Source organism: Caballeronia sp. RCC_10 (assembly GCF_041360715.1).
GTDB classification, from domain to species: Bacteria; Pseudomonadota; Gammaproteobacteria; order Burkholderiales; family Burkholderiaceae; genus Caballeronia; species Caballeronia grimmiae.
On sequence record NZ_JBFUPT010000002.1, the window covers coordinates 36,699 to 61,724 of the forward strand.

A 25,026-nucleotide genomic window follows, 5' to 3' on the forward strand; every position below is an offset into this window, starting at 1 on the left:
ACGGCTACACTCCTACATGGGTCCGAGAATCGCCGGACCGCTGGCAGGCGCCACGACAGAGCGCCACCGACGAGGAGGAGACAGTTGGATACCGCATGTTGCTGCCACGTCCCGGTCATCAAGATCGACGACTACGAATACGGCGCGCACGTCAAGACACGGGACTTCCATCTCGCACCGATCGAGGCGCTGAAATCGACGCTGGTATATCCGCATCGCCACGACTTCTATCACGTGATGTGGGTAATCGAAGGAAGCGGCTCGCACGTTATCGATTCGGTGCGCTATGACGTGCGCCCGCATACGCTGTATTTCATGACGCCGGGACAGATCCACGACCTGGACCTGTCCGCCGACACCCTCGGCTATTCGATCAGCTTTTCATCCGAGTTCTTCGCGTTTCGAGTGCAGAACCGTCATACCGAAACCGAAGTTCCCGCCTACAACTTCGAGCAGCTCGACGCCTGCCTCCATCTGAGCGATGCTCAGGTCCGCGAACTGATGCGCGTGATGGACGGCATCCGCGAAGAGTACCGGAATGAAGAGGTCGGCTACACCGATGCAATCTGGGCCTGGCTGCATGTGTTTCTCATCAAGGTTGCGCGCATGTGCGATGCCGCCGCCATGCGCGACGCCGCTGCGTCGCGCAGCGTGCTGCTGTCGCGCCGCTTCAAGAGCCTGCTCGAAAAGCATTTCCGCTCCGTCAACGAAGCGGCGGATTACGCTCGTCTGCTCAACGTCACCGAGCGCGCGCTCAACGAGGCAACGCGTCAGGCGCTCGGCAGTACCGCGCCGAAGCTCATCCGCGAGCGCGTGATGCTCGAGGCGAAGCGATTACTGTTGCACTCCGAAGTAAATGTCGCGGAGATTGCGGCGATGCTGTCCTTCGACGATCCGGCCTATTTCAGCCGCTGCTTTCGCAAACACACGGGCCGCTCGCCGATCGACTATCGGCGCAGCCTCGAGAAACTGCATATCTGATTTGGCGCTGGCGCTTCAGCGCGGAAATGTCCAACAGTTCACGCGTTTCATCCTAACGCCGTCGCATGAGCGGTTCTTAGAATCGACTTGCGCATGACGAACTCAAGGAGACAACGTGTCGAACGCAACGAATCCGCTGGCGCTGCACGCAGAACAGATCAGGCTTTTTAGCGAAACGCTCGATAAGACCGCACGGAAGGTGGCCAACGACGAACTAACCTTCGGCGTGGAGTTTCCGCAAGTGACGGGTCCGGATGGCGAATGGGTGCGACTGCCTGCCTCGCTTTCGGCAGGCTACGACGGCGACGCCTGGAGCCACGGCAACTGGTTTTGCGGCTTCTGGGTCGGGCTTTTGCTGACCTCGTACGTGCATACCGGCGAGGCACGATTCCTCGAATGGGCGCGTGCCCGCATGCTGCTGGTCGCGCAGCGCGCACAGGATCCGAACACGCACGACATCGGCTTCATCTTCGACAGCAGCGCGATACCGGGCCATCACATCACGGGCGACGAATGGTTCGCGAGCATCGCGCTGGAAGCGGCCGACAAGCTGCGCGCGAGGCTCGTGACAACACGTGACGGCGCGTATCTCGCGTCATGGGGACCGCTCTCCGATCCACGTGGCCGCAGCGCATCCGCGATCGATACGATGGCGAATCTCTCGCTGCTGTACTGGGCCGCGAATCATGCCGATGATGGCAGCTACCGGCAAGCCGCCGACGCCCACGCCGAGATGACCGCGCGTGCCTTCGTCCGCGCCGACGACTCGACGTATCACGCCGTCGAATACGATGTTGAAAGCGGCGCACGCAAACGCGGCTACACGTTTCAGGGCGCTTTCGACGAGTCCGCGTGGAGCCGTGGCCAGGCGTGGGCGATCTACGGATACGTCAACTCTGCGCGCGAGACCGGCAAGCGCGTGTATCTGAATCTGGCGGAACGGCTTGCCGACTACTACATGCGTCGCCTCGATGGCCGGCAGGTGCCGCCTTGGGACTTCGACGCCACAGGCCGCGACGCCGAGATCAAGGACACGGCTGCGGCTGCGGTGGTCGCATCGGCGCTCTTCGAAATGGCGCGTCTGCATCCCGATGCGCAAGCCGCCGCGAAGTGGCAGCGTCATGGCGCCGCGATGCTCGAAGCGCTGTGTCGCGATGAGTTCACGAAGGAAGGCCAGCATGGCCTGCTTCACAACTCGTGCTATTCGAAGCCGCACAATATCGGCGTGGACGGGGCGACCATGTTCGGCGACTTCTTCTTCGTCGAGGCGCTGTGCCGCGCGGTGCATCCGGGCAAGCTGCGCCCGCTCGACGATGCGCGTATTCCGCTTGCCTGACGCCTTCGGTTTTTTGAACGAAGCCGGCATCGCACGATGCCGGCTTTTTTTATGCTCAAGCCTTTTCGATAAGCTCGAGATTAAGCTACCACTTGGTGATCCATTTCGGCTCTTAAGTATTCGCTCCAAGCGGAATAGTTTCTGCGGATCATTCACCCGACGACGACTCCACCCGACCCGCGAACCTGCTTGGGATTGCGCTATGCTGAGGAAGCCTTGCTTCATTCAAATAACGCGATCTACAGCGGGTGCCCATCGGATATGGACGTTCAGCGTAAAGCCATCACTGTCGATTCTTTGTCCGTACTGCTGCTGACGGTTGACCAGGACGGCGCTGTGACGCACCAGAACGAAGGCGCGCGGCGTTTCTTCGGCCCCGCTGCTCACACCGACGCCGTGCTTCTGCGACAACTCGTTTGCCCGGCCGATGTTCCCGCACTCGACGACGCCATCGCGTCGCTCGGCCCGGCCTGCCCCGAGCACGCCGTCTACGCGAGACTGCTTCGACTGGACGGCGAACCTATGTGGCATCGGCTGTGCCTGCAGTGCGTCGAGAACCGCGCGTCGGCGTTCACGGTGATCGGTGTCGATGTCCACGAATGCAAGCATGCCGCCGAAGTTCAAGCCGAGAACGAGGCGCGTCTTCTGTCTGCTTTCGAGGCGGCGGACCTCGGGGCATGGGAATGGGACCTCGAAGCCGGAGTCGCCTGGATAACACCCGTTCTCGCCCGGCTGTATGGCATCGAAGGTGCCCCTGTAAAGGTGCCGCTTCGCTTGCTTTGGGACAAGGTGCCCCCGGAGGACCGGCAGCGGTTTCTCGTCTCAATCGATGACGCCCTCGCTAAAGGCGGCCCCTTTGAGCTCGAGTTCCCTGTCTCGCCGTGCAGCGGGACAGTCCGCTGGCTGCGAATGCGGGCACACGTTACACGGCAAGCCCAGACCGGAGCACAGCGCGTGTTCGGCATCACCTCCGATGTGTCGGAGATTCGTGCTGCGGCGGCGAGCCTTACGCTAAGCGAGCGCCGTTACCGCGAATTGGCGCGCTCGTCGGGGGCGCTCGTGTGGTCGGCCAATCGCGATGGCGAGATGCAACCCATCGACGGAGACTGGGAAGCTTTCACCGGTTTGCCGCCGGAGCGGCTGGTTGGACATGCATGGATGGAACTCGTGCATCCGGATGACAAGGCCGAGCTGAGTGCCAAATGGGGCGAGGCGCTGCGTGAGCTAGGCGTTCGTGACGCCAGCTTCCGCATGCGAAGAGCCGACGGCGCGTACAGGATAATGCTCGCGAGAGCCGTACCCCTGTGCGACGAACGCGGCGGACTGTACGAATGGTTTGGTACGACCATCGATGTGACAGAACAACGGCACGCCCAGGCGATCAGTGAGGCGCGCAATCTCCGGCTCGCGGTGGCGATGGAAGCGGCGAGCATCATCATCGTCACGCTGGATCTCGAGAAGTACCTCTTCTCCATTGAAGGCGCCAGTACGAGCGCGCCTTTGAATCCGGGTTCGACCACAGCGACCACGCTCACGTATGACGAAGCGATGGCCCGCGTTCATACCGACGACCGCGGCATGCTCGAGGTCGGTATTCGACAACTGCGGGCGAGCCGCAAAAACGCGATTCATTTCGAAGTGCGAATTCATCTGTCCGGAGAAGAACATTGGATGCACGGCAGTGCAGTGATGCAGCGCGGACAAGACGGCCGCGCCGACGTCATCGTCGCCAGTCTCTCGGATGTCAGCGAGCGCAAGCGTATGGAAATCGCGTTGCGTGATGCTGACAAGCGAAAAGACGAGTTCCTCGCGATGCTCGCGCATGAACTCAGGAATCCGCTCGCACCGCTGAGAACCGTGGTGAGCCTGCTTCGTCGCGGGGCATCGGCGGGCGACCCTGAGCCGCTCATCGCTTCGATGGAACGCCAGATTTCACACATGACGCGGCTCGTGGACGACCTGCTGGAAGTGTCGCGCATCACGCAGGGCCGCATAGTTCTTCAGCGCGAGCCGCTTCTGATAGGCGGGGTCGTCTACGGCGCTGCGGAGTCGGTCGCTCAACAGGTCGACGAGAATAAGCAGACGATGACCATCGATGTTCCGAGGGAGACCGTCTGGGTATGCGGTGACACCACGCGCATGGCGCAAATCGTGATCAACGTCCTGCACAACGCATGCAAATACACGCCTGCTGGCGGCGAGATTCGTGTGCGCGTGTCGGCGGACGCCGCGCAAGTTCATATCGTCGTTGAAGATACCGGCGCTGGCATTGCCGCCGACTTACTGCCGCGAATTTTCGATTTGTTCTCGCAGGGCGAACGCACGCTCGATCGTTCCAAAGGAGGACTGGGCATTGGACTGTCTTTGGTGCGCAAGCTGGTCGAAATGCATGAAGGCTCGATTCGTATCGAAAGCCAGGGGCCCGGATCCGGGACAACGGTCACCATGTCGTTTCCGCGCTTGAATTCACCGGACGATGTCGTTCCCACTATCGTCGGGCAGATGCCCTTGCGTCCGGCGCGAAACGGCCTCCGCATCCTGATCGTCGATGACAACCGCGATGCGGCCGATTCCTTGTCACTGGTTTGCCAGTCAGAGGGCCATGTGACGCGCGCCTGTTACGGGCCCAACGAAGCCCTGGAACAATACGTGGCGTTCGGTGCTGACGTCGCGCTGCTGGACATCGGCTTGCCCGGGATGAACGGATATGAGCTCGCGAAGCACTTGCGCGCCAAGGGACACAAGTCTCCCGTGCTCGTTGCAATCACAGGCTATGGACAGGCGGAGGACCGCCTAAAAGCCCAGGCAGCTGGCTTCGATCATCATTTCGTCAAGCCAGTCGACATCGATGCGTTGCTCAGTCTGCTGGCAACGTGCGACTCCAGAGACGATATCTAAGGGGATATCGCCATCGTCACTTGCGCTCAGTGAGTTTCCGTTCCGGCCAGTGACTCCTGACGAGGCGTCGGCTCGTACATGGCCGCTGTCGCTGCGCTCACCTGATTGCGACCGCGCCGTTTCGCTGCATAGACGGCTCGATCGGCCGCGAGCAAGGCTGTCGCCGTCGTTGCGCCGTTACTTGGCATGATCACGCTGCATCCGACGCTCACCGTCACGGGATGCGCGCCGCTTTGCTCTCTTCCCTGCGAACTGCTCTGGATGCAAGCACGTATGCTCTCGCCGACTCGGACCGCGTCAGAAAGCCCCGCACCGGGAAGCACGATAACGAACTCTTCTCCGCCGTAACGCGCGACGACGTCGATGCCCGACCTCGTTTGCGCCTTCAGACAGTCGGCGATCAGTCGTAGCGCCGCATCGCCGGCTGCGTGGCCGAATTTGTCGTTGTAGGCCTTGAACCGGTCTGCGTCGACGAACAGCAGGGACATGGGCACGTTGGAGGCGCTGCATTCGTTCCACACGCGTCGCAGCGACGTTTCGAGCGAACCTCGGTTCGACAGTTGTGTCAGCGCGTCGGTGTGAGCGACGTGAGTCACATGCGCTTGCAGCGCTATCCGGTAACGCAGTCCGAAAGCGAGCGCCCACACGACGTAAGTGAACGCGGTGCTCAAGACGAGTGCTAACGCCCCGATGATGGTGGACCGGTGACGCCAGCCCGATAGAACGTCGTCATACGAAGGCGCGACGACCGCGATGAGATTCGTGTCGGGCACTTGTGCGAATGAATATAGGCGAGTCAGGCCATCGACAGGCGAGCGCGCGATGTAGAAGCCCTGTTCGGTCGCCAGCATTTGCCCGAACGTGGGCGAATGCGCGACGCTGCTTGGTTCACCGGCTTTGAGCCGGGGGTTCCGGGCAACGACAGTACCGTCTTTTTGCAGGATCAACGATGCGCCGTGCGGACCGACCGCGAGGGCTTGCATCATGGACTGAAAGTAGTCGGTGTTGACGGCAAGCAACGCGATACCGCCGAAAGAGCCATCGGACAGCGTGATACGGCGACTGAGCGCGATAGAAGATGCGCCACCGCGCGCTCGTGACTGGTACGGCCGCGATATGAACACGCCTTCCTGGCCGCGAGCGATCTGCGCGACGAAGTAATCGCGATCCGCGACGTTGGCGTGCACGGCAGTTTCGTCTCGGGCTTCTTTGAAATTTCCCTCACGGTCGATTACGAACACGCCGCTCACGTATCGAGCCGTCGTTGAACGATCGAAGAGGACCCTATGCCGCAGGTCTTTCGGAAGCGACTGGACGCGACTGTCTGCTGCACCTTCGGCGACTGCTTCGAGCGAAAGGTCGTATAGCTCGACGTTTCGCGCGATCTCGCGGCTCAAGGTGACGGCGACGTTCATCGAACTGGCCGCAGCGCGGTCCAGCTCCTGTTGTCGCCCCATCGCAAGGACCGTGAATGTCAGGATGAGCACGCACGCGCTGATTGCCGTGCCGGTCGCGCCTGCGAGCATCGGCTTGCGGGCGACCAGGCGGCCGAAGAGCCCTAAGGGAAGCGACGGGAAACTGATATCGAAACGTCGCATCGGGCGGGGCGTTTGCAGAGGGGAAAAGGGCCAGCGGGCGGAACGTTCCCCGCAACATTACGGATTACGGCATGAATGAGGGTTTCTGAAGGCTGGCTGGGTCGCTGTGCTTGCTCATTGAAGCCATGCTGGAGAGGCCGATTCAACGTGCGCGGCGGGCTGCGAACGTGGGCGCGCCGTCTCGTGTCGATGATCCGCTCGTGAGACTGTCGAGCCGCTCGAAAATGTCGCTGCGGATCTTTGGTGGGTTGCCGCTTCCACGTAAAGCTCGTTTGCCGCACCGCTGCAGCCAACGCCCATCCGCAAAGCGCCCCCGCGTCTTGAATCGCTTGTATCCGCAGCTATGCTGTAAGGGAGTCCAATCGAGCGCGCGACTCGCTTGAGTGTCCCCAAGTTACGGATGGCGCCAAAACTTGAATGAGCCTGCCCGCCCCCAGGCGACAAGGCTAACAACAACGGTATGCCAACATGCGTTTCGTTCATACGTGCTTATTGTCATGCTCCTTCGGACTGTCGGTCCTTGCAGCGATGGCAGTATGCGCCGCGCCCAAGCCGCCCTCCGCGCCATCGAATGCCGCTTCGGCTACCGCGGCCGCTTCCGCCCCGCTTCCTGCCAGCGCGACGCGTCGGATAGATCTGACCAACAGGTCATGGCGCGGCGATTTCGACGCGATGATGGCCCGGCGCGTGATTCGCGTGCTAGTCCCCTTCAGCCGCACGCTGTATTTCAATGACCGCGGACGCGAACGCGGCCTGACTGCCGATTTCGTCCGTGACTTCGATCGCTTTATCAACAAGACGTACGCCGATCGCCTCGGCAAACGCCCGATCACTGTAGTAATGATTCCCACCACTCGCGACAGGTTGCTTACCGGCCTCACGGACGGCATTGGCGACATCGCGGCCGGTAATCTGACGGTGACAGACGATCGCCTCAAGCAAGTCGACTTCGTCACGGCGCGCGGGCTCAAACCGACGCGTGAAGTGGTCTTGACAGGGCCGAAGTCGCCCGCGCTCTCCACGGTGGAGGACCTTAGCGGGAAAACGGTGCACGTCCGCCGTCAAAGCAGCTACTACGAGAGCCTGAGCGCACTGAACAACCGGTTTCGTCAGACAGGCAAGCCGCTCATGCAAGTCTTTCTGCTTCCGGAAGCTCTCGAGGACGAGGACGCGATGGAAATGCTGAATGTCGGCCTGCTTCAGATTCTGGTCGTTGACGACTGGAAGGCTCGCATGTGGGCGCAGCTGTTGCCGCAGGTGAAGGTGCACGAAAACATCGTAGTGCGTGAAGGCGGATACATCGGCTGGGCGATTCGCAAACAAAGTCCGCAACTGCAGGCGGTTATCAGCAACTTCTACGACAATTTCATAAAGAAGCAAAGTGTGGCGGAAGTCCGCATGAAGCAGTACATGCAAGGCATCAAGCAGATTCATAACAACGCGGAAAGCGCCGAACTGAACCGATTCAAGCAAACCGTGGCTTTCTTCGAGCAATATGGTCAGCAATACGGTTTCGATCCCTTGATGCTGGCGGCTCAAGGATTCCAGGAGTCGCAACTCAACCAGAACGCGAAGAGCCGCGTCGGAGCGGTCGGCATCATGCAACTCATGCCGGCCACTGGAAAAGAGTTGAACGTCGGTGACATCAAGATAGCGCAGTCGAATATTCATGCTGGCGCAAAGTATCTTGATCATCTGATGACCCGATACTTCCAGGACGCCCATTTTTCCGACGTCGACAGGCCGCTGTTTGCTTTCGCCAGCTATAACGCCGGACCCGGCACCATCGCGAAGATGCGAAAAATCACTGCCGAGCGTGGTTTGAATCCTGACGTCTGGTTCAATAACGTGGAGATCGTTGTCGCGGAGAAGGTCGGCATCGAGACGACCACGTATGTACGAAACATCTTCAAATACTATGCTTCGTACCGTCTGCTTCAGGATGCACAGGCGCGGCGAATGCAGGCAATTCAGCGGAGCGGTCGTTGAGGGAGCCGCGGATCAGCAAGGAGGCGCAGCACCGCGCGAGTACGCGAGTGTCGATTCGACCGTCATGACCGCGTCCGCAATCGGCTTTCGATGTGTCCCGACTCGTCGGGCTTCTTGCATCATCGTTACGACTCGGGAGACGATTCATGCGCGCATTTGACCGCTGGCTGTTGTCACTGGCCGCAGCTTTTTTCGTATGCTCCTGGCCGACTCCGTCGTCGGCGACACACCAGGCACAGGAGCGGCGAGCCGGCCGCGATGTGCGTCAGGAAACGCGCCAAGGCGCGCGGCATACCAAGCATGACTGCCGCGCCGCCAACCAGCAGAGCAACGCTGAGTGCAGACAGGACAAGCGCCAATCGAAGCAGCACGGACGTCAAACCGCGAGAGACATCAAATACTGATCATGCGTTCGCTATCGGCTGTGTTCGGCGACGACACGCATTGCCGTGGATGCGACAGGCTGCGTGCACCGAGAGGTCGATTGAACAGTCGCGCTTCCTGCGCCCCTATTGCGTGGCAGGGAGAAAAGGCCCCATCCGAACCGCGAACGCGGCATAGGCATCCTGGCTTGCTTACGGCGCAATCGCGATAGGGTGAAAGCCTGCGCCCTCGATTGCAGAGGCAACCTGTCCCTGTTCCAAAAGCGATTCGACCTTCACCAACTTCGCTGCGACGTCAACTTCCACCCTGGCAGTCGCATCCAGCTTTGTAATTGCCCTGCTGATGGCGCTGGCACATCCGCCGCACGACATATCGGCTACGGTGAATTCCATTCTCACGCTCCTTGACCTGAATGAGTTCATGATGAACCCTGCCACACTGGGAAGGTCAACAGGGACTACATCATCGGCGCCGTGAGCATGATAAAGGCGCTGAACGATTACAGCGCTTACAGCGGTCGTAACCCCGTGCTAGACTTTGCCCCCATGTCTTACTGGCGCAAACTCATTCTCGTCGTGCTGCTTGTACTGAGCCTTCCGGTTCAGTCGTTTGCGGCCGTCTCGATGTTTTGCGTGCCTTCACACGTAGCCGATAACGAAGCATCGCCTTCAGATCATTTCCATGAATCCGTAGCTGACAGCGATGACCACGGCGGTCATCACCACAACGGCGGTCACCATGTTCATGCCTGTCTGACGTGTGCGTCTTGCTGCGTCGGTGCAGCGCTACCCGTTGTCCCTACCGTTTCCGCTTCGAGCGATCTGATTCATTTCTCTGTCCCCTTGCCTCCTGATGCCGACGTCGTGTTGTTTCTGACCGACGGCATCGAACGGCCTCCCCGCTCCCTTCTCGTCTAGTCCGCGCACTCGCAGCCACTCGCTGCGACCAGCAAGCTTTTCTGGCGTCCTTCACGGCCGCCGGATGATTTACGACGAGAAAAATTCATGCGAACAATATCTGCGGCGCTCCTGGGCGCAGGTGCAGTGTTGCCGTTGCTCGCGCACGCCACGACCGTCGTGCCCGACCCGACGGATGCCGGTGCATCGGTGCCGGCTGTCATCATGCAGTCCGCGTTCAGCGGCTATCAGTCCTGGCAGGATGGCGACGCGCCGAGCTGGCAGGAGTTAAACCGTGCCGTTGCGCCCAGCCGAGGCAGGACCGCCGTTAAGCACAGCCGGCAACCGGTTGCGGCACAGGAAGGAACGAACGGTCACGAGCACGGAGGCGAGTCGAAATGATTCGAAACTTGGGCTCGAACCGCGTTGCACTCATTGCGATCGCGGCGACACTGCTGGCCGGCTGCACGACGTTTTCGAAGGACGGTGGATTCAATACCGTGTCGACAACCGCGTCCGAGCGCCTTGGCAAGGATGCGGTGTACGTCAGGACCGACGAAGACCGCGATGCTGCGTTCAAGCGTACGCAGGAACTGCTGTCAAAGCTGCTCGGCATCGACGAGGCGGTCCAGGTCGCGCTGCTGAACAACCGCGGACTCCAGGCTTCATACGGCGATCTCGGCATTTCCGAGGCAGATCTCGTGCAGGCGAGCCGCCTGTCCAATCCGGGCTTCACGTTCAGCCGGACGCACTGGAGCGACGGCTTCGGAATCAGCCGGACCTTCTCCATGGGCGTCCTGGGGATTCTCACGCTGCCCGTGGCGACGCGCATCGAGAGCCGTCGCTTCGAACAGACGAAACTCGAGACGGCCAACGCGATGCTTGCCGTCGCCGCCGACGCCCGTAAAGCGTATGTCAACGCTGTCGCTGCGGAGCAGGCCGCCCATTACGCAGCTCAGGTCAAGGACTCGGCCGAGGCCGGAGCGGAGCTGGCCTTGCGCATGCGACAGGCGGGCAATTCCAGCAAGCTCGACTACGCGCGGGAGCAGGCCTTTTACGCGGAGTCGGTCGCCCAGTTGGCCAAGGCCCGGCAGCAGTCAGTCGCGGCTCGCGAAAAACTCACTCGCACGATGGGACTATGGGGATCGGGAACGCAGTACCAGTTGCCCGACCGTCTGCCTGACCTGCCGAAGAACCGGCCCGACCTGAACGAACTCGAGCGTTTTGCGATGCAGAACCGCCTCGACATTCAGGCGGCGAAGCTGCGGACCGAGAGCGTCGCGTCGTCGCTAGGGCTCAGCAAGGCGACGCGTTTCATCAATGCGCTCGATGTCGGCTATCTGAATAACTTCGAGACCGACAAGGGCCATGAGCGCGGATACGAAATCAGCGTCGAGATACCTGTCTTCGACTGGGGCGGCGCAAAAGTCGCGCGGGCCGACGCCATCTATATGCAGTCGGCGAACCGGCTCGCCCAGACCGCGATCGACGCTCGTTCCGAGGTGCGTGAGTCGTACGCCGCTTACGTGACGAGCTACGACGTGGCGAAGCACTATCGCGACGAGGTCGTGCCTCTACGCAAGACCATCTCCGATGAAATGCTGCTGCGTTACAACGGCATGCTCGCGAGCGTGTTCGAGCTGCTCTCCGATTCGCGCGACCAGGCCGCCGCCGTCAATGCCTACATCGACGCGCTCAAAGACTACTGGCTTGCAGAAACCGACTTGCAGCAGTCGCTCGGCGGACGCCTGCCGCCCCTTGCATCGGCACAGCTCCCCGGCGCATCTCAAAGCGAAGCTGCGTCCCCTTCCGCGCCGCCGACATCCGCTCCCGCGACGCAACCCGCGTCGCCGACGAATTCAGAAGGTAAATGAACATGGTCTCACGTCGAAGTTTTATCGGCGGATCGGGTGCTGCGCTTCTCGGCGCGGCGATGGTCAGCAAGGCTGGCGCGGCATCGCTGCCAGAGGCGCCGACGATGCAGAACACCGCCACACAGCCACCGCTTACGCCGCCGAATGGTCGCCCTTATACGCCTGTCGCAACGCTGAACGGCTGGACATTGCCGTGGCGGATGAAAAACGGCTGGAAGGAGTTCCATCTGATTGCGGAACCCGTGGTCCGCGAAATGGCGCCCGGCATGAAGGCGAACCTTTGGGGATACAACGGCCAGGCGCCGGGGCCGACCATCGAGGCGGTCGAAGGCGACAAGGTTCGCATCTTCGTGACCAACAAACTGCCGGAGCACACCACCGTCCATTGGCACGGAATGCATCTGCCTTCAGGGATGGACGGCGTCGGGGGACTGACGCAGCCGCACATCCCGCCGGGCAAGACGTTCGTCTATGAATTCAGGCTCGAGAACCACGGCACCTTCATGTATCACCCCCACGCCGACGAGATGGTGCAGATGGCCATGGGGATGATGGGCACGTTCATCGTGCATCCGAAGGACCGCAGCATCATGCCGGTAGACCGCGACTTCGTGTTTCTGATGTCCGCCTACGACATCGACCCGGGCAGCTTCACGCCGCGCGTCAACGAGATGACGGACTTCAACATGTGGACATGGAATTCACGAGTCTTTCCGGGCATCGACCCGCTGCCTGTGCGCGCCGGCGATCGCGTCCGCATCCGCTTCGGCAATCTGACGATGACCAATCACCCGATTCATTTGCATGGGTACAGCTTCGAGGTCGCAGGAACCGACGGCGGATGGATTCCCCCTTCCGCGCGCTGGCCGGAAGTGACCGCGGACGTCGCAGTCGGTCAGATGCGGGTCATCGAGTTCACGGCGAACCGTCCCGGCGACTGGGCGTTTCACTGCCACAAGTCGCATCACACGATGAATGCGATGGGACATCAGGTTCCCAACATGATCGGCGTGCCGCAGAAAGATCTCGCCAAACGCATCAACAAGCTCGTGCCGGATTACATGGCGATGGGCAGTGCGGGCGGTTCGATGGGCGACATGGAGATGCCGCTGCCCGACAACACGTTGCCGATGATGACCGGTACCGGGCCATTTGGCGCGCTCGAAATGGGCGGCATGTTCACGGTCGTCAAAGTGCGTGAAGGACTTGGCCGCAATGACTATCGAGACCCCGGCTGGTTCAGGCACCCGAAGGGAACGGTGGCGTACGAATACACCGGCGAACTGCCGGATAGCTGATTTCTTTAATGGGCCGGGCAGTGACTTTGGCCGATGTCGATAACTGAACTCCAGGAGAGAGCGTGATGAAAAACGCGATTGTTTCGATTGCGATGGGTTGTGTATTGGCGATTTCTGCGAGCGCCTATGCGGAGGGCGACACAGAAAACACACACGTGGCAAGCAACTCGCAACCGGGCGCAGACGCAAAGCACAGCATGTCGCATGGCGAAGTAAAGAAAGCGGACACCGCCGCCGGCAAGCTGACCATCAAGCACGGTCCGCTAGAAAACCTCGAGATGGATGCGATGACGATGGTGTTCAAAGTCAAAGACCCGGCGATGCTGTCCCAAGTAAAAGTCGGCGACAAGATCGACTTCGTCGCGGAAGAAGTGGACGGCGCACTCACCGTTACCGAGCTGCACAAGCAATGACTTCAATAGGCCGCCAGCTTTATCGCGTGTCGATCAACCCAAAGAGGTAACAGTCGTGAATATCAAGTTTCTGATTCGTGCAGTGGCAAGCACTGCTCTTGTGCTGTCACCGGCGATCGCAATCGCACACGGCAAACTCGAAAGTGCGACGCCCGCATCGGGCAGCACCATCGATACATCGCCCGACTCTGTTCGCCTGACGTTCAACGAGGACCTCGAGTCCGCGTTCAGCACGATCAAGGTCGTCAATGCATCGGGGTCGCCTGCGACCAAGGAGAAAGCCACGGTCGACTCAGCCAACACGCGAGTGCTGACGATTGCGGTTCCGAAGCTCGCTCCCGGGACCTACACCGTGCAGTGGACCGTTATGACGCATGACGCCCACAAGACTAAAGGTGCCTACACGTTTGCGGTGAAGTGATGAACGACGGTTTCCTCGGCGTTTTGCGGTTGGCCTTCGTGGCGCTTCAGAACATCAGTTTCGCGATTGTCGTCGGCGCATTGCTGAGCGATACGTGGTTGTCTCGCCGCGTATCGCGATGGCAGACCCGGCTCAGTTGGCGCCTGCTTCTTACGTCGCGCATCGCATCGTTTGCCGTGCTCTTCTTCAATGCGAGTGCATTCTGGATTCATTGCGCGCTGATGAACGAATCAACGCTCCGCGAAGCTGGCGCCGCCGTCCGCTCGATGCTCGTGGAGACCGGCTTCGGTCACGCATGGCTCGCAGGCACGGGCTTCATGCTCGTCGTGATGGTTCTGTCGCTTGCGCAACGGGGGCATCCGATACGCTTCAAGCGCGCCCTCTGGCTCGCGCTCGCAGGTGTTGCATTGTCGCGTAGCCACGCTGGTCATCCCGTCGATGCCGGCGTGCTCAGCGTTCCGGTGTGGATCGACTGGTTCCATTTGTTCGCCATCAGCGTCTGGGTGGGACTCGTCCTGGTGACGAGCTATGTCGTTCTGCCTCGCATGTTCAGTGTTCCGGTCCCGGAGCGTGCCAACAGTTCGGCGTTTGTTCAGTCGCTTTCTGACGCCGCGACGGTCGCGCTGGTCATCCTGTTCATCACCGGCGCTTACAACGGCTGGCGTGGAGTGAACACACCTGAAAGCCTGCTGATGTCGACGTATGGGCAGGTGCTGCTGCTCAAGTTCGCCCTCGTGCTCGTTGCCGCCGGGCTTGGCGCACATAACCGGTTCATCGAGATGCCCCGGTTGCTTGCCGCTCTCGACGAAGCGAGTTCGGATGCCGCAGTTCGACCGCTGAGACGTTTTTGGGTTGTGCTGCGCATCGAGTCTGTCGTGCTTGCTGGTGTGATCGTCGCTGCTGCGGTTCTTGTCTCTAGTCCCTTGCCTGGGATTTCCCGGGCTGGCGCTTCTTCGCCGGATTCGAAGCTCCGGATGACCTCGCGCGCAGCCCCGTTTAAGCAACGGGGCAAAGCGCCCAGCTTGCCGGCCGTATCGGCACAAGCGTGGGTAGCTTCCCGGCCCTTCACGAGGAATGTTCGCGGAAGCAGCCCACCTGTTCCTGCACACGCGCCGCCGCAGAAAGAAGCGGACCTTCGCGGCTGATAAAATCCCGAAACGAATTCCGAGGATAGACCGTTATGGGTTTTGAACAACTCGCGCAACTGAAAGCGCAACTGGCGAAGCAATCGAAGAGCGCTCCGGCGAAGAAGCCGGCGCGCCCGCCGCGTCCTGCCACGAACGCACAGAAGCAACCGGTCGATCCGGTCGTGCATGCAATCGGGAAGCTCCAGCGGCGCTTTCCGCTCGCTTTTCCAAAAAATCCGGCTCCTAAAGTGCCGTTGAAAGTCGGTGTCATCGACGACTTGTTCGCGCAGGCATCCGATATCGGCCTGACGGAAACCGAGATTCGTGAAGCCATCAAGGTCTGGTGTCGCGGCGCTCGCTATTGGAGTTGTCTCGTCGAGGACGCTGCACGCGTCGACCTCGCCGGGAATCCGACAGGAAACGTGACAGCGGCCGATGCCGGGCGCGCGCGGCATCTGGAAGCAAGGCGCACGGCTCGTGCATCGACGCCGTCGGCGCCGTCGGCGTCCTCGGCGTCCTCGGAGCCTGCGGCAGAGAAAGGCCAGCCTTAATCCTGCCGAGCGCGGTGGGACAGTGATGGGAGACAACGGCAAGTTGCTCTAAAGACTCATTGCGGACGCCGTTCCAGTCTTTCCACACCGCGCGGCGAGTCACGGCGCCGTCGCTGACTCGCATCCTTGCCTCACCGTCTACCTGCCCGGCTGATTGGCAGCGGCCGCGCGCACTTACTTCCTCCGGGCAGCAATTCCAGCGCAGAGCGTGCTGCCCGACCCTCGATTCGCCGTATTTACCGCTCATCTCATAGCCGTGGTCTTCCGGGCAATCGTCTTGCCCGCGACTGTATCCGCGCTGCATCTGCTTAACTCCCTTCGTTGTTTTCGCATCCCAAGCGTCTTTGGTTGCCCCATCAAACGAGGAGCTCCCTTCCTGCCGCGTGTGGACATGGAGTTCAACAGCCGTTTTCGGTGCGCTATAGGCAGTCGGCGCATCTGAACGATCGTCGGTTCAGGGCCGCATGAGGCCGGTCGTTCCGCATATCTCAGCCCACCGACCTACTGCGTGAGGCCAGCCGTCCGTTCCTTCCATCATGCGCACCCTAGGTCGGATCAAGCTAACTGCACGCGCCTGAACAAGCGTAGACCCCTACGCATTGTTTCCCGCGCCATGGGAATGCGATTTTTGTCCAGCGGGAGCGCCGTGGCATTCTGCATTTACTTCAAACGAACGCGCATTCCCGGGCGAGCAGAACACAGCGTGAACCAAGACCCCACCGTCACCGGCGCCGAGCGCCTGCTGCTCGTGCTGACCGCACTCGCCAGTCACGGCAAGGCCATGTCCGTGAAGGACATGCTCGGCGCGACCGGTCTCGCGCAAAGCACCCTCTACCGCCAGGTCGCGCTGCTGAAGCGCTGGGGCTTCGTCACCGACGACGACGGCTTCTACGCGCCCGGTCCCATCTGTCTTCAACTCGCGCTCGGCTTCGACGTCAATTCGATGCTGGTCGAGGCAAGCCGCGACAGCATGATGCAGCTCTCGCGCGCAACACAGGAGAGCGTCGGGCTCATCGTCGCCCTTAACGATCAGGTGATCTGCCTCGAGATGGTCGAAAGCACTCAGTCGCTGCGCTGCTCGTTCGAGAAAGGACGCGCGGTGCCGTTGCGCGCGGGCGCTTCCGCAAAGTCGCTGCTCGCGTTCATGGCCGACAAAACGCGCAGCGAGACGCTCGGGCGTCAGTTCGCCGGCGACGATGCCGCCCGCGCCGCCCTCGAAGCGGAACTGGACCGCATCCGCGCGCGCGGCTACGCGATAAGCGACAGCGAAATCGATCCGGGCGTGTGGGGCGTGAGCGCACCCGTGTTCCGGCGCACGGCGCGCGGCGCGGGCGCGAGCGCATCGATCACGCTGATGGCGCCGTCCTCGCGTGCGGCGGGCCGCGAACAGCAACTCGCCGACTGGACCGTACGCACCGCCAACGCCATTTCCGCCCGGCTGCAAAACGCCTAATGACACTCACCGACTGACCACACCCTGGAGCCCACACCATGAAACTGAAGAACCTTGTTTCTGCCGCGAGTCTCGGCGTCGCGATGATGATTTCCGCTCTCCCCGGCGCCGTCCGCGCGCAAGACGCGAACGTCATCAATGTCGCAACCGACGCCACCTTCCCGCCGATGGAGTTCGTCGACAAAGGCCAGCGTACCGGCTTCGACATCGACATCATGAACGCGCTCGCCAAGGCGATGGGCAAGCAGGTCCAGTGGACCGACATCGACTTCAAGGGGCTGATTCCGGGCCTCGTCGCGCGTCGCTTCGATGCGGCGATCTCGGGCATCTACATCACGCCGGAGCGCTCGCAGGTCGTCGATTTCACGCAGTCGTACTTCGCGGGCGGCCTCTCGGCGCTCGTCAAGGCGGACTCGCCGATCAAGACGCTCGCCGATCTCAACGGCAAGAAAGTGACCGTGCAGGTCGGCACGAAGTCGGTGAACTTCCTGCGCGACAACTATCCGCAAGTGCAGCGCGTGGAAGTGGAAAAGAATCAGGAGATGTTCGATCTGGTCGGCATCGGCCGCGCGGACGCCGCCGTGACGGGCAAGCCTGCCGCGTTTCAGTTCGTGCGCACGCGCCCGGGTTTCCGCGTGCTCGACAAGGAACTGACGACGGAAGCGTACGGCATCGCGGTGCGCAAGGACGAGCCGCAATTGCGCGACCAGATGAATGCCGCGCTCGCCAAGATCAAGGCCGACGGCACGTACGACGCGATCGTGAAGAAGTGGTTCAGCGCGAGCGCCAGCACCACCGCGAACGCCAAGTAATGCGGCGGATCTGAACCATGCAACTCGACTTCACGCCGGCCGTCGCCGGTTGGGCCGATATCGCGCACGGCGCGCTGGTCACGGTGGAAGTGACCGCCGCCGCGCTCGTGCTCTCGTGCCTGCTCGGGCTTCTGATCGGCATCGGCCGGCTTGCGCCGCAGCGGCGGCTCATCTACGGCTTCTGCACCGGCTATCTGATCTTCTTCCGCGGCACGCCGCTGCTCGTGCAACTGTTCCTGCTGTTCTTCGGCCTGCCGCAGTTCAACATCCTGTTGCCCGCGTTCGTGTGCGGCATGCTCGGCCTTGGACTGTACTCGGCGGCTTACGTGTCGGAGATCGTGCGCGGTGCAATTCAGTCGGTGGATCGCGGGCAAATGGAGGCGGCGCGCTCCATCGGCATGTCGTCGGGGCAGGCCATGCGCGCGATCATTCTTCCGCAAGCCATCGTGCGCATGATTCCGCCGCTCGGCAACGAGTTCATCGCGCTGATCAAGAACTCCGCGCTGGTGTCGCTGCTGACCATTCACGATCTCATGCACGAAGGACAGAAAATCATCAGCGTGTCGTACCGGTCGCTCGAGGTGTATATCGTGATCGCGCTCGTCTATCTCGTGCTCACGCAGACGACCAACTACATTCTTCATCGCGTCGAGCGACGGCTGCGCGCAGGAGGCATGGTGCAATGAACAGTGCTCAACCTATCGTCAGCATTCGCGAACTCACGAAGTCGTTCGGGACGCATCGCGTATTGAACGGCATCGACTTCGATATTCAGCCGAGCCAGGTCGTGGTCGTGATCGGGCCGAGCGGTTCCGGCAAAAGCACGTTTCTGCGCTGCTGCAACGGACTGGAGCAGCCGGAGCGGGGAACCATCGATATCTGCGGCCATCGCCTCGTCGATCACGGGACGATGCTCAAGGAACGCGCGCTCAACACGCTGCGCACCGAAGTGGGCATGGTGTTTCAGTCGTTCAACCTGTTTCCGCATCTGTCGGTGTTGCACAACATCACCGTCGGGCCGCGCATGTTGCGTGGCCTGTCGAAAGCCGATGCCGAAGCGGCCGCGCTTACGCTGCTCAAGAAAGTCGGCCTCGAACACAAGGCGCATGCGATGCCCGCGAGCCTGTCGGGCGGTCAGAAGCAGCGGGTCGCGATTGCACGGGCTCTCGCGATGCAGCCGCGCGTGATGCTCTTCGACGAACCCACGTCCGCACTCGATCCCGAACTCGTCGGCGAAGTGCTGCAAGTGATGAAGCTGCTCGCATCCGAAGGCATGACGATGCTCGTCGTCACGCACGAAATGGGCTTCGCGAAGGAAGTGGCGGATGTCGTCGTCGTGATGGATGGCGGCGAGATCGTCGAGGCGGGTCCGCCCGCGCAGATTTTTTCGACGCCGTCGCAGCCCCGCACGCGCTCGTTCCTGCAAGCGGTGCTGTCGCGCGCATGAACGTCTCCGTGATACGCGGCGCCGATCTCGTGGCGTCGCCGTGGAAGAACGGCGGCGGCATGACGCGCGAAGTCGCGGCGCGCGCCGATGCGTGGCGCGTGAGCATCGCGGATATCGACCGGCCGGGACCGTTTTCGCGCTTCGACGGCATCGACCGTGTGCTCGTCCTGCTCGATGGCGCGGGCCTTACGCTCGGCGAACATGCCGTGACGCATGTGTTCGACACCGCGCGCTTCGTGGGTGAAACGCCGGTCGAGGCGCGTCTGACGGACGGCCCGGTGCGCGTCTTCAATGTGATGACGCATCGCGGCGCGGCGCACGCTTCGATCGATTGCTGGCGCTCACCGGCGAGCCGCATCGTCGCTGCGGAAAGCGTGCTGTTGCATTGTGCGCAAGACTCCCTCGACGTGCGCGTCGGCCGGACACGCTTCACGTTGGCGAAGATGGACACGCTGCGGATCGACACGGCGCGTGGCGTCGACGTCGAGATAGATGGCGACGGCGTGCTCTTGTGCGCGTCGCCCGATACGAGAGGTCAGTCATGAATTCACAAACGAAAGCCCTGTTCGCGGCGCACGCGCTGCTGCCGGACGGCTGGCGCGCTGACGTGCTGCTCGAATGGGACGACGCTGGCACGCTCGTCGCGGTGACGCACGATACGCGCGATGTGCCTCCAGACGCCATCCGCGCGTCGGGGCCGGTGATACCCGGCATGCCGAATCTTCACTCGCATGCGTTCCAGCGCGCGATGGCAGGCCTCACCGAATATCGCGCAAATCCGGCGGATAGCTTCTGGAGCTGGCGCGACCTGATGTACCGGTTCGCCGCGCGCATCACGCCCGATACGCTCGAGGCCATCGCGCGCTGGCTGTATGTCGAGATGCTCAAGGCGGGCTATACGTCCGTCTGCGAGTTCCATTACGTGCATCACGCGGCGGATGGCCAGCGCCATGCGAATCCGGCCGAGCTTGCACAGCGCGTCGTGGATGCGGCGAGCGAGACCGGCATCGGCATGACGATGCTGCCCGTCCTCTATCAATACAGTGGCTTCGGCGCGCAGCCGCCGCGCGACGATCAGCGCCGCTTCGTCAACACGACCGAAGCGTTTCTCGACCTTCTGAGCACCCTGCGCGATGCGCGTCCCGAGCACGGCGCGCTGCGCTACGGCGTCGCGCCGCATTCGCTGCGCGCCGTATCGGCGGCTTCGCTGCGCGCCCTGATGGAAGGGCTCGATACGATCTCGCCCGGCGCGCCGGTTCACATCCACATCGCGGAGCAGACGGCGGAAGTGGATGCGTCGCTCGCGGCGCTCGGCGCGCGGCCCGTGCAATGGCTGCTCGATCACTTCGACGTGGACGCCCGCTGGTGCCTCGTGCATGCCACGCACGTCGATGCATACGAAACCAGCGCCCTCGCAAAGAGCGGCGCGATTGCGGGCCTGTGCCTGACGACCGAAGCGAATCTCGGCGACGGCATCTTCCCCGCGATGGAATATCTCGATGCACAAGGCGCGTTCGGCGTCGGTTCGGACAGTCATATCGGCGTGGACTGGCGCGCCGAACTGCGCCTGCTCGAATACGGTCAGCGGCTCGTGCGGCGTCAGCGCAACGTGCTGGCGTCGCCACGCACGACGCATGTCGCCGACCGGCTGTTTCAGGGCGCGCTCGAAGGCGGCGCGCGCGCGACGGGCCGCGCGGTCGGTGCGCTCGAAGCAGGGGCGCGCGCCGACTGGATCGTGCTCGACGCCACGCATCCGGATCTCGCGGGACAGACGAGCGCGACGTGGCTTTCGTCGATCGTATTCTGCGAACATGGGCAAACGCCCGTGCGCGACGTGTTCGTCGGCGGCGAGCGCGTGATTCACGACCGGCGCCATCGCGATGAAGCGCGCCACTATGCGGGCTATCGCCGGGCGCTGTCACAACTTCTCGCCGGCGCATGAACTCAGTCGTCTAACAGGACCCAGGCACGATGAACGATCTTTACTCGCTCGAACGCGGCGATGCGCCGCTGGTGATCTCGATTCCGCACCTCGGCACGCACATTCCCGACTCGTTGCGCGGCCAGTACACGGACGTCGCGCTGACGGTCGCGGACACCGATTGGCATCTCGACCGTCTCTATGCATTCGCCCGGTCGCTCGGCGCGACGATCCTCGGTGCGCGCGTGTCACGCTACGTGATCGATCTGAACCGGCCGTCGAACGACGAAAGTCTTTATCCCGGACAGACGACCACCTCGCTGTGTCCGACCGAAACGTTTCGCGGCGCGCCGCTGTATCGCGATGGCTGCGAGCCCGATGCCGCCGAGCGCAACCGGCGCGTCGCGACGTACTGGCAGCCGTATCACGACACCTTGCGCGATGAGTTGAAGCGGCTGCGCACAAGGCATCCGAACGTGCTGCTGTGGGAAGCGCATTCGATTGCGAGCGTGCTGCCGCGACTTTTCGACGGCAAGCTGCCCGATTTGAACATCGGCACGCAGGACGGCCGCACGGCGGCAGCGCCAGTGCAGGAAGCGGTGCTGCGCGCCGCCGCGTCGGGGCCGTTCACGTACATCGCGAATGGCCGCTTCAAGGGCGGCTTCATCACACGACACTTCGGAGCGCCGCACGATGGCGTGCATGCGGTTCAGCTGGAGATGTGCCAGTCCACGTATATGGGCGAGGATGCACCGTTCGACTATTTGCCGGAGAAGGCGGAACAGGTTGAAGCCGTGGTGCGCGGCATGGTCGGCGGAGCGCTGAAGGCGACCGTTGCGCTGAACACGGCGTCGCGTGGCTGAGGCGGTGGATAGGCGCGGCTATCGTTATCGACGCGTTGGGTTCCTTTAGTCGTCTATGGCTAATTGCGGTCAAGAGAACCGAACGCCGCTCTTCTCGTGTGCTCGTCCAGAGTCGTATGTTCCGACTGCCGCTGCCTGCTCAGAGAAAACGCCCACCGCGCCGCGATCTCTGCAAGTCTCTGACGATTGCGCTTGCTTTGTAGCGCTTTACGGCGCAGGCTGAAGGGCGCGGGTACTTTCCGTTCGTAAAGCCAGCGCACGGCTCGCGATATGCATTGAACCTTGCTGACAATAAGCGGTTGACTCTGGTTTCGTCCGTCGGCACGTACAACAGCCTCGTGAAGAATAAACAGCGACCTACTTTGGAGTCTCCCAAATGATGAAGTCCCCGCTCGGTTCAGCTACAGAAGGCGCAAAGCAAGACCACGCGACGTCGCAGAGGGCTCGCATCGAGGCGTTTCGGCAGGCGGACCTGCAACGCACGCAGAAGCGGCTCGACAAGGACGCGGACATCGATGTTCACGCAGCCAAGTGGCGGTATGTCCCGTCGGGAGCGTAGTAGGTAGCCCGGCTTTGGTCATGCGGCGTAGCAGCAGCGACGACTGTGGCGTGCAGCCGTCGTCATATCGAGGGTTCGTTGTATCGCTTGTCTGAGTGCGCCGGCCGTTTGCGCTATGGACATTCTGTGCGAAGTCATCCGTCCGCTGAAGGGGTCATCTCGAAGCAACGCGGCGAGTAAAGCGCAGCGTTCCTGGGCTGCGGATGACGCAGCGCCCGAATCACACAAGAGCGGCACTCGCTTCCCACGCGATGCACAGCGTTGTACGCCTGTCATCAACGAAACCGAAGCTATCGTTCGTTGGTATCCACAAAAGCGGCGCACAATGAAGGTCTCGCAGCCTCCCCTACCGTCGGAGTTCGCATGGCGCGCATGATTAAGGTCGGAAACCACGAATTCCACGTCGCGGTACAGCCCCTGTATGCGGGCGGCTTCACGTTTATCGTCGTCGATAGAGATCTCACCGGTCCAAGAGCTACCGAGGTCCGTCACGAGAGCGCCCTTCGATTCGAAACCGAAGAAGCCGCTTACGGTGGCGGTTCAGCTCACGCGCGACGACGCGCCAAGATGTACAGGCAGTGACACGCGCGAGCGGCTTATAGGGCACACCCTGCGTCTGCCTCTTATGCTCGCAGCAGATTGCGCACCTAAGGCGCAGAGCGCTGCTTGATGAACTTTTCCTGAATATTGCCCGTGCTTCGATTGCAGGGCGGTCTGATCTTCGATCATCGAGGAAGCGGAGCATAAGGCGCCGCATGGCATGGCCGCACATCCACGAGTCAAAGAAGCTTTGCAACGTGTCTTCGAGCCGCGCTGACACTATGCCTCGTGAGCGAATACCTATGGCTAGTCGTCGTTGACCGTACCCAGGAGCACGTCGATTGCCGCTTGTCCCGCGCACTCCGCGATGAGAAAAGCCCAGCGCTCCGTGAAGGGACCGTTACGAAGTGCGATGCGATGGCCAGACTTGCCGAGCACGCCAAGATTGCTACCGCCGATGATCTGAAAGCTCGCGTCGTAGAAATCATCGGACGAAGCGGTCAGCGTGACGTGAATTTCGAAGCCGCGATAAGGAATGACGCGGGTCATGAGGCGCTCCTTGGAGTGAAACACGCGCCTCTTAGCGGGAGTGGGTGATAGCAGGCATCCCGATTATAGACGTATAGGCTCGCACAGGCGGGCCTGGTCGAGACGCAGCGTTGCGAGCTGATATACAGGCAATCGCGAATGCCGCCGCTATGCGAGGCTGCTAAGCACGGAACATCCGCGATCACAATTGCCGCGTGTGAGCTATCGCCTTCGCAAATAACCGCGGCCTTTGAGTCAGCGGTGCAAACAGGGCTTGCGAATATCGCATTAGCTTCGACGATTCTCCTCGCAATCTTCCCAGTATCGCAGCGGGTCGCGATGGTCCGGATAGCGTAAATCAAGCCACGCTGCGAGCTTGGTCCAGTCCGGATGGTTGGTCCCCGTTCGCGCGGACCAGACCGATGAACGCTCAAGGATTTGACTGTTCGCGCGATCGCGGACAAGCAAGCTGCTCAGTCCGGTCGAACTGTTTGCTTGTGACTCGACCGAATACCGTGGCAGAAGCCTGAGCTCGGCATCCTTGGCCCATCCGCATAGCGCGCGAACCACGCCGGATTGATCCCGCAATTCGATAGGGCCGTTCTCCCGGCGAACCGCTGTCCAGCCTTCGGGAAACTCGGCGACCATCTCGTCCCTGCCTTCCCTCACCCACTTCACGCGCCAGGCTCGCGTCATCGCTTCGCGCAGGCGAGACGCGGATTCATAGCCGACAGGCAATTCGATTCCCACCGGCAGCGTGATCAGGTTGTCTTTCCAGAGCGTCGATTCGTCGTCGGCTCGCTTGACGACGCTGGATGATGGCGGCCCGAACGGGTTCTCGGGCCGGCTAGATGCGCTCACCTTCGACGCCGGCAGTCCCTCGAAAAGGCGCTCGGCGTCCTGACGGGTCAGCTTCGTCTTTCCCTTATTCATAGTCTCATTGTCGCTAGGTTGAACCGCCTCGAAAGCGCAGGTTATCGCATACTTTGGAGCGGTCCAGTCGATTCTATCCAGGCGAGCGAGTCGAGTGACATGCGCGCGCAGAATCGCCTGGCGCTATACGTCGGCAAGTCGCAAGGCTTGAGGCACCACCACATCGTGAGTGCACGCCTTAGGATCGCTTCCGTCTGGACATAT

23 protein-coding genes and 1 pseudogene are annotated in these 25,026 nt (G+C 61.7%); 20 read left to right on the forward strand and 4 right to left on the reverse strand.

Annotation, left to right across the window (positions count from 1 at the left end; translation table 11 throughout):
* Nucleotides 1–84: 84 nt before the first annotated feature.
* The 3 genes from AB6804_RS04740 (at nucleotide 85) to AB6804_RS04750 (ending at nucleotide 5,215) form a co-directional block, all read left to right on the forward strand.
* Nucleotides 85–981 (forward strand): helix-turn-helix domain-containing protein, encoded by an 897-nt coding sequence (locus AB6804_RS04740; protein ID WP_035967299.1) that lies wholly within the window; start codon nucleotides 85–87, stop codon nucleotides 979–981.
* A 115-nt stretch (nucleotides 982–1,096) separates the two neighbouring features.
* Nucleotides 1,097–2,317 (forward strand): glycosyl hydrolase, encoded by a 1,221-nt coding sequence (locus AB6804_RS04745; protein WP_370885452.1) that lies wholly within the window; start codon nucleotides 1,097–1,099, stop codon nucleotides 2,315–2,317.
* Between the two features lie 189 nt (nucleotides 2,318–2,506).
* Entirely contained in the window at nucleotides 2,507–5,215 is a 2,709-nt protein-coding gene (locus AB6804_RS04750; protein ID WP_370885453.1) for a PAS domain-containing protein, read from the forward strand.
* 26 nt (nucleotides 5,216–5,241) lie between these two features.
* On the opposite strand, the gene AB6804_RS04755 is transcribed toward AB6804_RS04750, so the two are convergent.
* On the reverse strand, nucleotides 5,242–6,813 hold the full coding sequence (locus AB6804_RS04755) for a diguanylate cyclase (RefSeq protein ID WP_370885454.1): 1,572 nt from the start codon (nucleotides 6,811–6,813) through the stop codon (nucleotides 5,242–5,244).
* A 468-nt stretch (nucleotides 6,814–7,281) separates the two neighbouring features.
* Here AB6804_RS04755 and AB6804_RS04760 point away from each other — a divergent pair, with 468 nt between their 5' ends.
* Nucleotides 7,282–8,802: a transglycosylase SLT domain-containing protein gene (locus AB6804_RS04760; RefSeq protein WP_370885455.1), complete on the forward strand. Its 1,521-nt coding sequence runs from the start codon at nucleotides 7,282–7,284 to the stop codon at nucleotides 8,800–8,802.
* A 575-nt stretch (nucleotides 8,803–9,377) separates the two neighbouring features.
* Here the strand turns inward: AB6804_RS04760 and AB6804_RS04765 are convergent.
* Nucleotides 9,378–9,578 (reverse strand): heavy-metal-associated domain-containing protein, encoded by a 201-nt coding sequence (locus AB6804_RS04765; RefSeq protein WP_370885456.1) that lies wholly within the window; start codon nucleotides 9,576–9,578, stop codon nucleotides 9,378–9,380.
* A 153-nt stretch (nucleotides 9,579–9,731) separates the two neighbouring features.
* Between AB6804_RS04765 and AB6804_RS04770 the strand changes: the two genes are divergently transcribed.
* The 16 genes and pseudogenes from AB6804_RS04770 (at nucleotide 9,732) to AB6804_RS04845 (ending at nucleotide 22,821) form a co-directional block, all read left to right on the forward strand.
* Nucleotides 9,732–10,103 (forward strand): hypothetical protein, encoded by a 372-nt coding sequence (locus tag AB6804_RS04770; RefSeq protein ID WP_370885932.1) that lies wholly within the window; start codon nucleotides 9,732–9,734, stop codon nucleotides 10,101–10,103.
* An 87-nt stretch (nucleotides 10,104–10,190) separates the two neighbouring features.
* On the forward strand, nucleotides 10,191–10,484 hold the full coding sequence (locus AB6804_RS04775; RefSeq protein ID WP_370885457.1) for a hypothetical protein: 294 nt from the start codon (nucleotides 10,191–10,193) through the stop codon (nucleotides 10,482–10,484).
* Entirely contained in the window at nucleotides 10,481–11,956 is a 1,476-nt protein-coding gene (locus AB6804_RS04780) for a TolC family protein (RefSeq protein ID WP_370885458.1), read from the forward strand. Before AB6804_RS04775 ends, AB6804_RS04780 begins: the two co-directional genes overlap by 4 nt.
* Before the next feature lie 2 nt (nucleotides 11,957–11,958).
* Complete coding sequence (locus AB6804_RS04785) at nucleotides 11,959–13,254, forward strand: multicopper oxidase family protein (protein ID WP_370885459.1); 1,296 nt, start codon at nucleotides 11,959–11,961, stop codon at nucleotides 13,252–13,254.
* 65 nt (nucleotides 13,255–13,319) lie between these two features.
* Nucleotides 13,320–13,667, forward strand: coding sequence for a copper-binding protein (locus AB6804_RS04790; RefSeq protein ID WP_370885460.1), 348 nt, complete (start codon nucleotides 13,320–13,322; stop codon nucleotides 13,665–13,667).
* Between the two features lie 55 nt (nucleotides 13,668–13,722).
* Entirely contained in the window at nucleotides 13,723–14,088 is a 366-nt protein-coding gene (gene copC, locus AB6804_RS04795; protein WP_370885461.1) for a copper homeostasis periplasmic binding protein CopC, read from the forward strand.
* Nucleotides 14,088–15,020: pseudogene (locus tag AB6804_RS04800) on the forward strand (copper resistance D family protein); the annotation flags it as partial. The gene copC and the pseudogene AB6804_RS04800, both read left to right, overlap by 1 nt.
* A 248-nt stretch (nucleotides 15,021–15,268) precedes the next feature.
* Nucleotides 15,269–15,766: a ProQ/FinO family protein gene (locus tag AB6804_RS04805; protein WP_370885462.1), complete on the forward strand. Its 498-nt coding sequence runs from the start codon at nucleotides 15,269–15,271 to the stop codon at nucleotides 15,764–15,766.
* Nucleotides 15,767–16,379: 613 nt separating this feature from the next.
* The gene (locus AB6804_RS04810) at nucleotides 16,380–17,219 is read left to right on the forward strand and encodes an IclR family transcriptional regulator (protein WP_370885463.1); all 840 of its coding nucleotides are present in this window, start codon (nucleotides 16,380–16,382) and stop codon (nucleotides 17,217–17,219) included.
* 38 nt (nucleotides 17,220–17,257) lie between these two features.
* The gene (locus AB6804_RS04815) at nucleotides 17,258–18,031 is read left to right on the forward strand and encodes a transporter substrate-binding domain-containing protein (protein WP_370885464.1); all 774 of its coding nucleotides are present in this window, start codon (nucleotides 17,258–17,260) and stop codon (nucleotides 18,029–18,031) included.
* Nucleotides 18,032–18,048: 17 nt separating this feature from the next.
* Entirely contained in the window at nucleotides 18,049–18,717 is a 669-nt protein-coding gene (locus AB6804_RS04820) for an amino acid ABC transporter permease (RefSeq protein ID WP_035967323.1), read from the forward strand.
* Nucleotides 18,714–19,478 (forward strand): amino acid ABC transporter ATP-binding protein, encoded by a 765-nt coding sequence (locus tag AB6804_RS04825; RefSeq protein ID WP_370885465.1) that lies wholly within the window; start codon nucleotides 18,714–18,716, stop codon nucleotides 19,476–19,478. Before AB6804_RS04820 ends, AB6804_RS04825 begins: the two co-directional genes overlap by 4 nt.
* On the forward strand, nucleotides 19,475–20,023 hold the full coding sequence (locus AB6804_RS04830) for a HutD family protein (RefSeq protein WP_370885466.1): 549 nt from the start codon (nucleotides 19,475–19,477) through the stop codon (nucleotides 20,021–20,023). The genes AB6804_RS04825 and AB6804_RS04830 overlap by 4 nt, the downstream gene beginning before the upstream one ends.
* A complete protein-coding gene (locus AB6804_RS04835; RefSeq protein ID WP_370885467.1) occupies nucleotides 20,020–21,420 on the forward strand; it encodes a formimidoylglutamate deiminase in 1,401 nt (466 codons plus the stop codon). Before AB6804_RS04830 ends, AB6804_RS04835 begins: the two co-directional genes overlap by 4 nt.
* Before the next feature lie 29 nt (nucleotides 21,421–21,449).
* The gene (gene hutG, locus AB6804_RS04840) at nucleotides 21,450–22,262 is read left to right on the forward strand and encodes an N-formylglutamate deformylase (RefSeq protein ID WP_370885468.1); all 813 of its coding nucleotides are present in this window, start codon (nucleotides 21,450–21,452) and stop codon (nucleotides 22,260–22,262) included.
* 376 nt (nucleotides 22,263–22,638) lie between these two features.
* Nucleotides 22,639–22,821, forward strand: coding sequence for a hypothetical protein (locus AB6804_RS04845; RefSeq protein WP_035967333.1), 183 nt, complete (start codon nucleotides 22,639–22,641; stop codon nucleotides 22,819–22,821).
* A gap of 846 nt (nucleotides 22,822–23,667) precedes the next feature.
* On the opposite strand, the gene AB6804_RS04850 is transcribed toward AB6804_RS04845, so the two are convergent.
* On the reverse strand, nucleotides 23,668–23,910 hold the full coding sequence (locus AB6804_RS04850; RefSeq protein WP_370885469.1) for a hypothetical protein: 243 nt from the start codon (nucleotides 23,908–23,910) through the stop codon (nucleotides 23,668–23,670).
* A gap of 267 nt (nucleotides 23,911–24,177) precedes the next feature.
* A complete protein-coding gene (locus AB6804_RS04855) occupies nucleotides 24,178–24,822 on the reverse strand; it encodes a hypothetical protein (protein ID WP_370885470.1) in 645 nt (214 codons plus the stop codon).
* Nucleotides 24,823–25,026 lie beyond the last annotated feature (204 nt).

Bases quoted from the DNA above. Each gene is read 5' to 3' on its own strand.
- AB6804_RS04755 (WP_370885454.1), bottom strand. From the start codon at position 6,813: ATGCGACGTTTCGATATCAGTTTCCCGTCGCTTCCCTTAGGGCTCTTC.
- AB6804_RS04760 (WP_370885455.1), top strand. From the start codon at position 7,282: ATGCGTTTCGTTCATACGTGCTTATTGTCATGCTCCTTCGGACTGTCG.
- AB6804_RS04765 (WP_370885456.1), bottom strand. From the start codon at position 9,578: ATGGAATTCACCGTAGCCGATATGTCGTGCGGCGGATGTGCCAGCGCC.
- AB6804_RS04770 (WP_370885932.1), top strand. From the start codon at position 9,732: ATGTCTTACTGGCGCAAACTCATTCTCGTCGTGCTGCTTGTACTGAGC.
- AB6804_RS04775 (WP_370885457.1), top strand. From the start codon at position 10,191: ATGCGAACAATATCTGCGGCGCTCCTGGGCGCAGGTGCAGTGTTGCCG.
- AB6804_RS04780 (WP_370885458.1), top strand. From the start codon at position 10,481: ATGATTCGAAACTTGGGCTCGAACCGCGTTGCACTCATTGCGATCGCG.
- AB6804_RS04785 (WP_370885459.1), top strand. From the start codon at position 11,959: ATGGTCTCACGTCGAAGTTTTATCGGCGGATCGGGTGCTGCGCTTCTC.
- AB6804_RS04790 (WP_370885460.1), top strand. From the start codon at position 13,320: ATGAAAAACGCGATTGTTTCGATTGCGATGGGTTGTGTATTGGCGATT.
- AB6804_RS04805 (WP_370885462.1), top strand. From the start codon at position 15,269: ATGGGTTTTGAACAACTCGCGCAACTGAAAGCGCAACTGGCGAAGCAA.
- AB6804_RS04810 (WP_370885463.1), top strand. From the start codon at position 16,380: ATGGGAATGCGATTTTTGTCCAGCGGGAGCGCCGTGGCATTCTGCATT.
- AB6804_RS04815 (WP_370885464.1), top strand. From the start codon at position 17,258: ATGAAACTGAAGAACCTTGTTTCTGCCGCGAGTCTCGGCGTCGCGATG.
- AB6804_RS04820 (WP_035967323.1), top strand. From the start codon at position 18,049: ATGCAACTCGACTTCACGCCGGCCGTCGCCGGTTGGGCCGATATCGCG.
- AB6804_RS04825 (WP_370885465.1), top strand. From the start codon at position 18,714: ATGAACAGTGCTCAACCTATCGTCAGCATTCGCGAACTCACGAAGTCG.
- AB6804_RS04830 (WP_370885466.1), top strand. From the start codon at position 19,475: ATGAACGTCTCCGTGATACGCGGCGCCGATCTCGTGGCGTCGCCGTGG.
- AB6804_RS04835 (WP_370885467.1), top strand. From the start codon at position 20,020: ATGAATTCACAAACGAAAGCCCTGTTCGCGGCGCACGCGCTGCTGCCG.
- hutG (WP_370885468.1), top strand. From the start codon at position 21,450: ATGAACGATCTTTACTCGCTCGAACGCGGCGATGCGCCGCTGGTGATC.
- AB6804_RS04845 (WP_035967333.1), top strand. From the start codon at position 22,639: ATGATGAAGTCCCCGCTCGGTTCAGCTACAGAAGGCGCAAAGCAAGAC.
- AB6804_RS04850 (WP_370885469.1), bottom strand. From the start codon at position 23,910: ATGACCCGCGTCATTCCTTATCGCGGCTTCGAAATTCACGTCACGCTG.
- AB6804_RS04855 (WP_370885470.1), bottom strand. From the start codon at position 24,822: ATGAATAAGGGAAAGACGAAGCTGACCCGTCAGGACGCCGAGCGCCTT.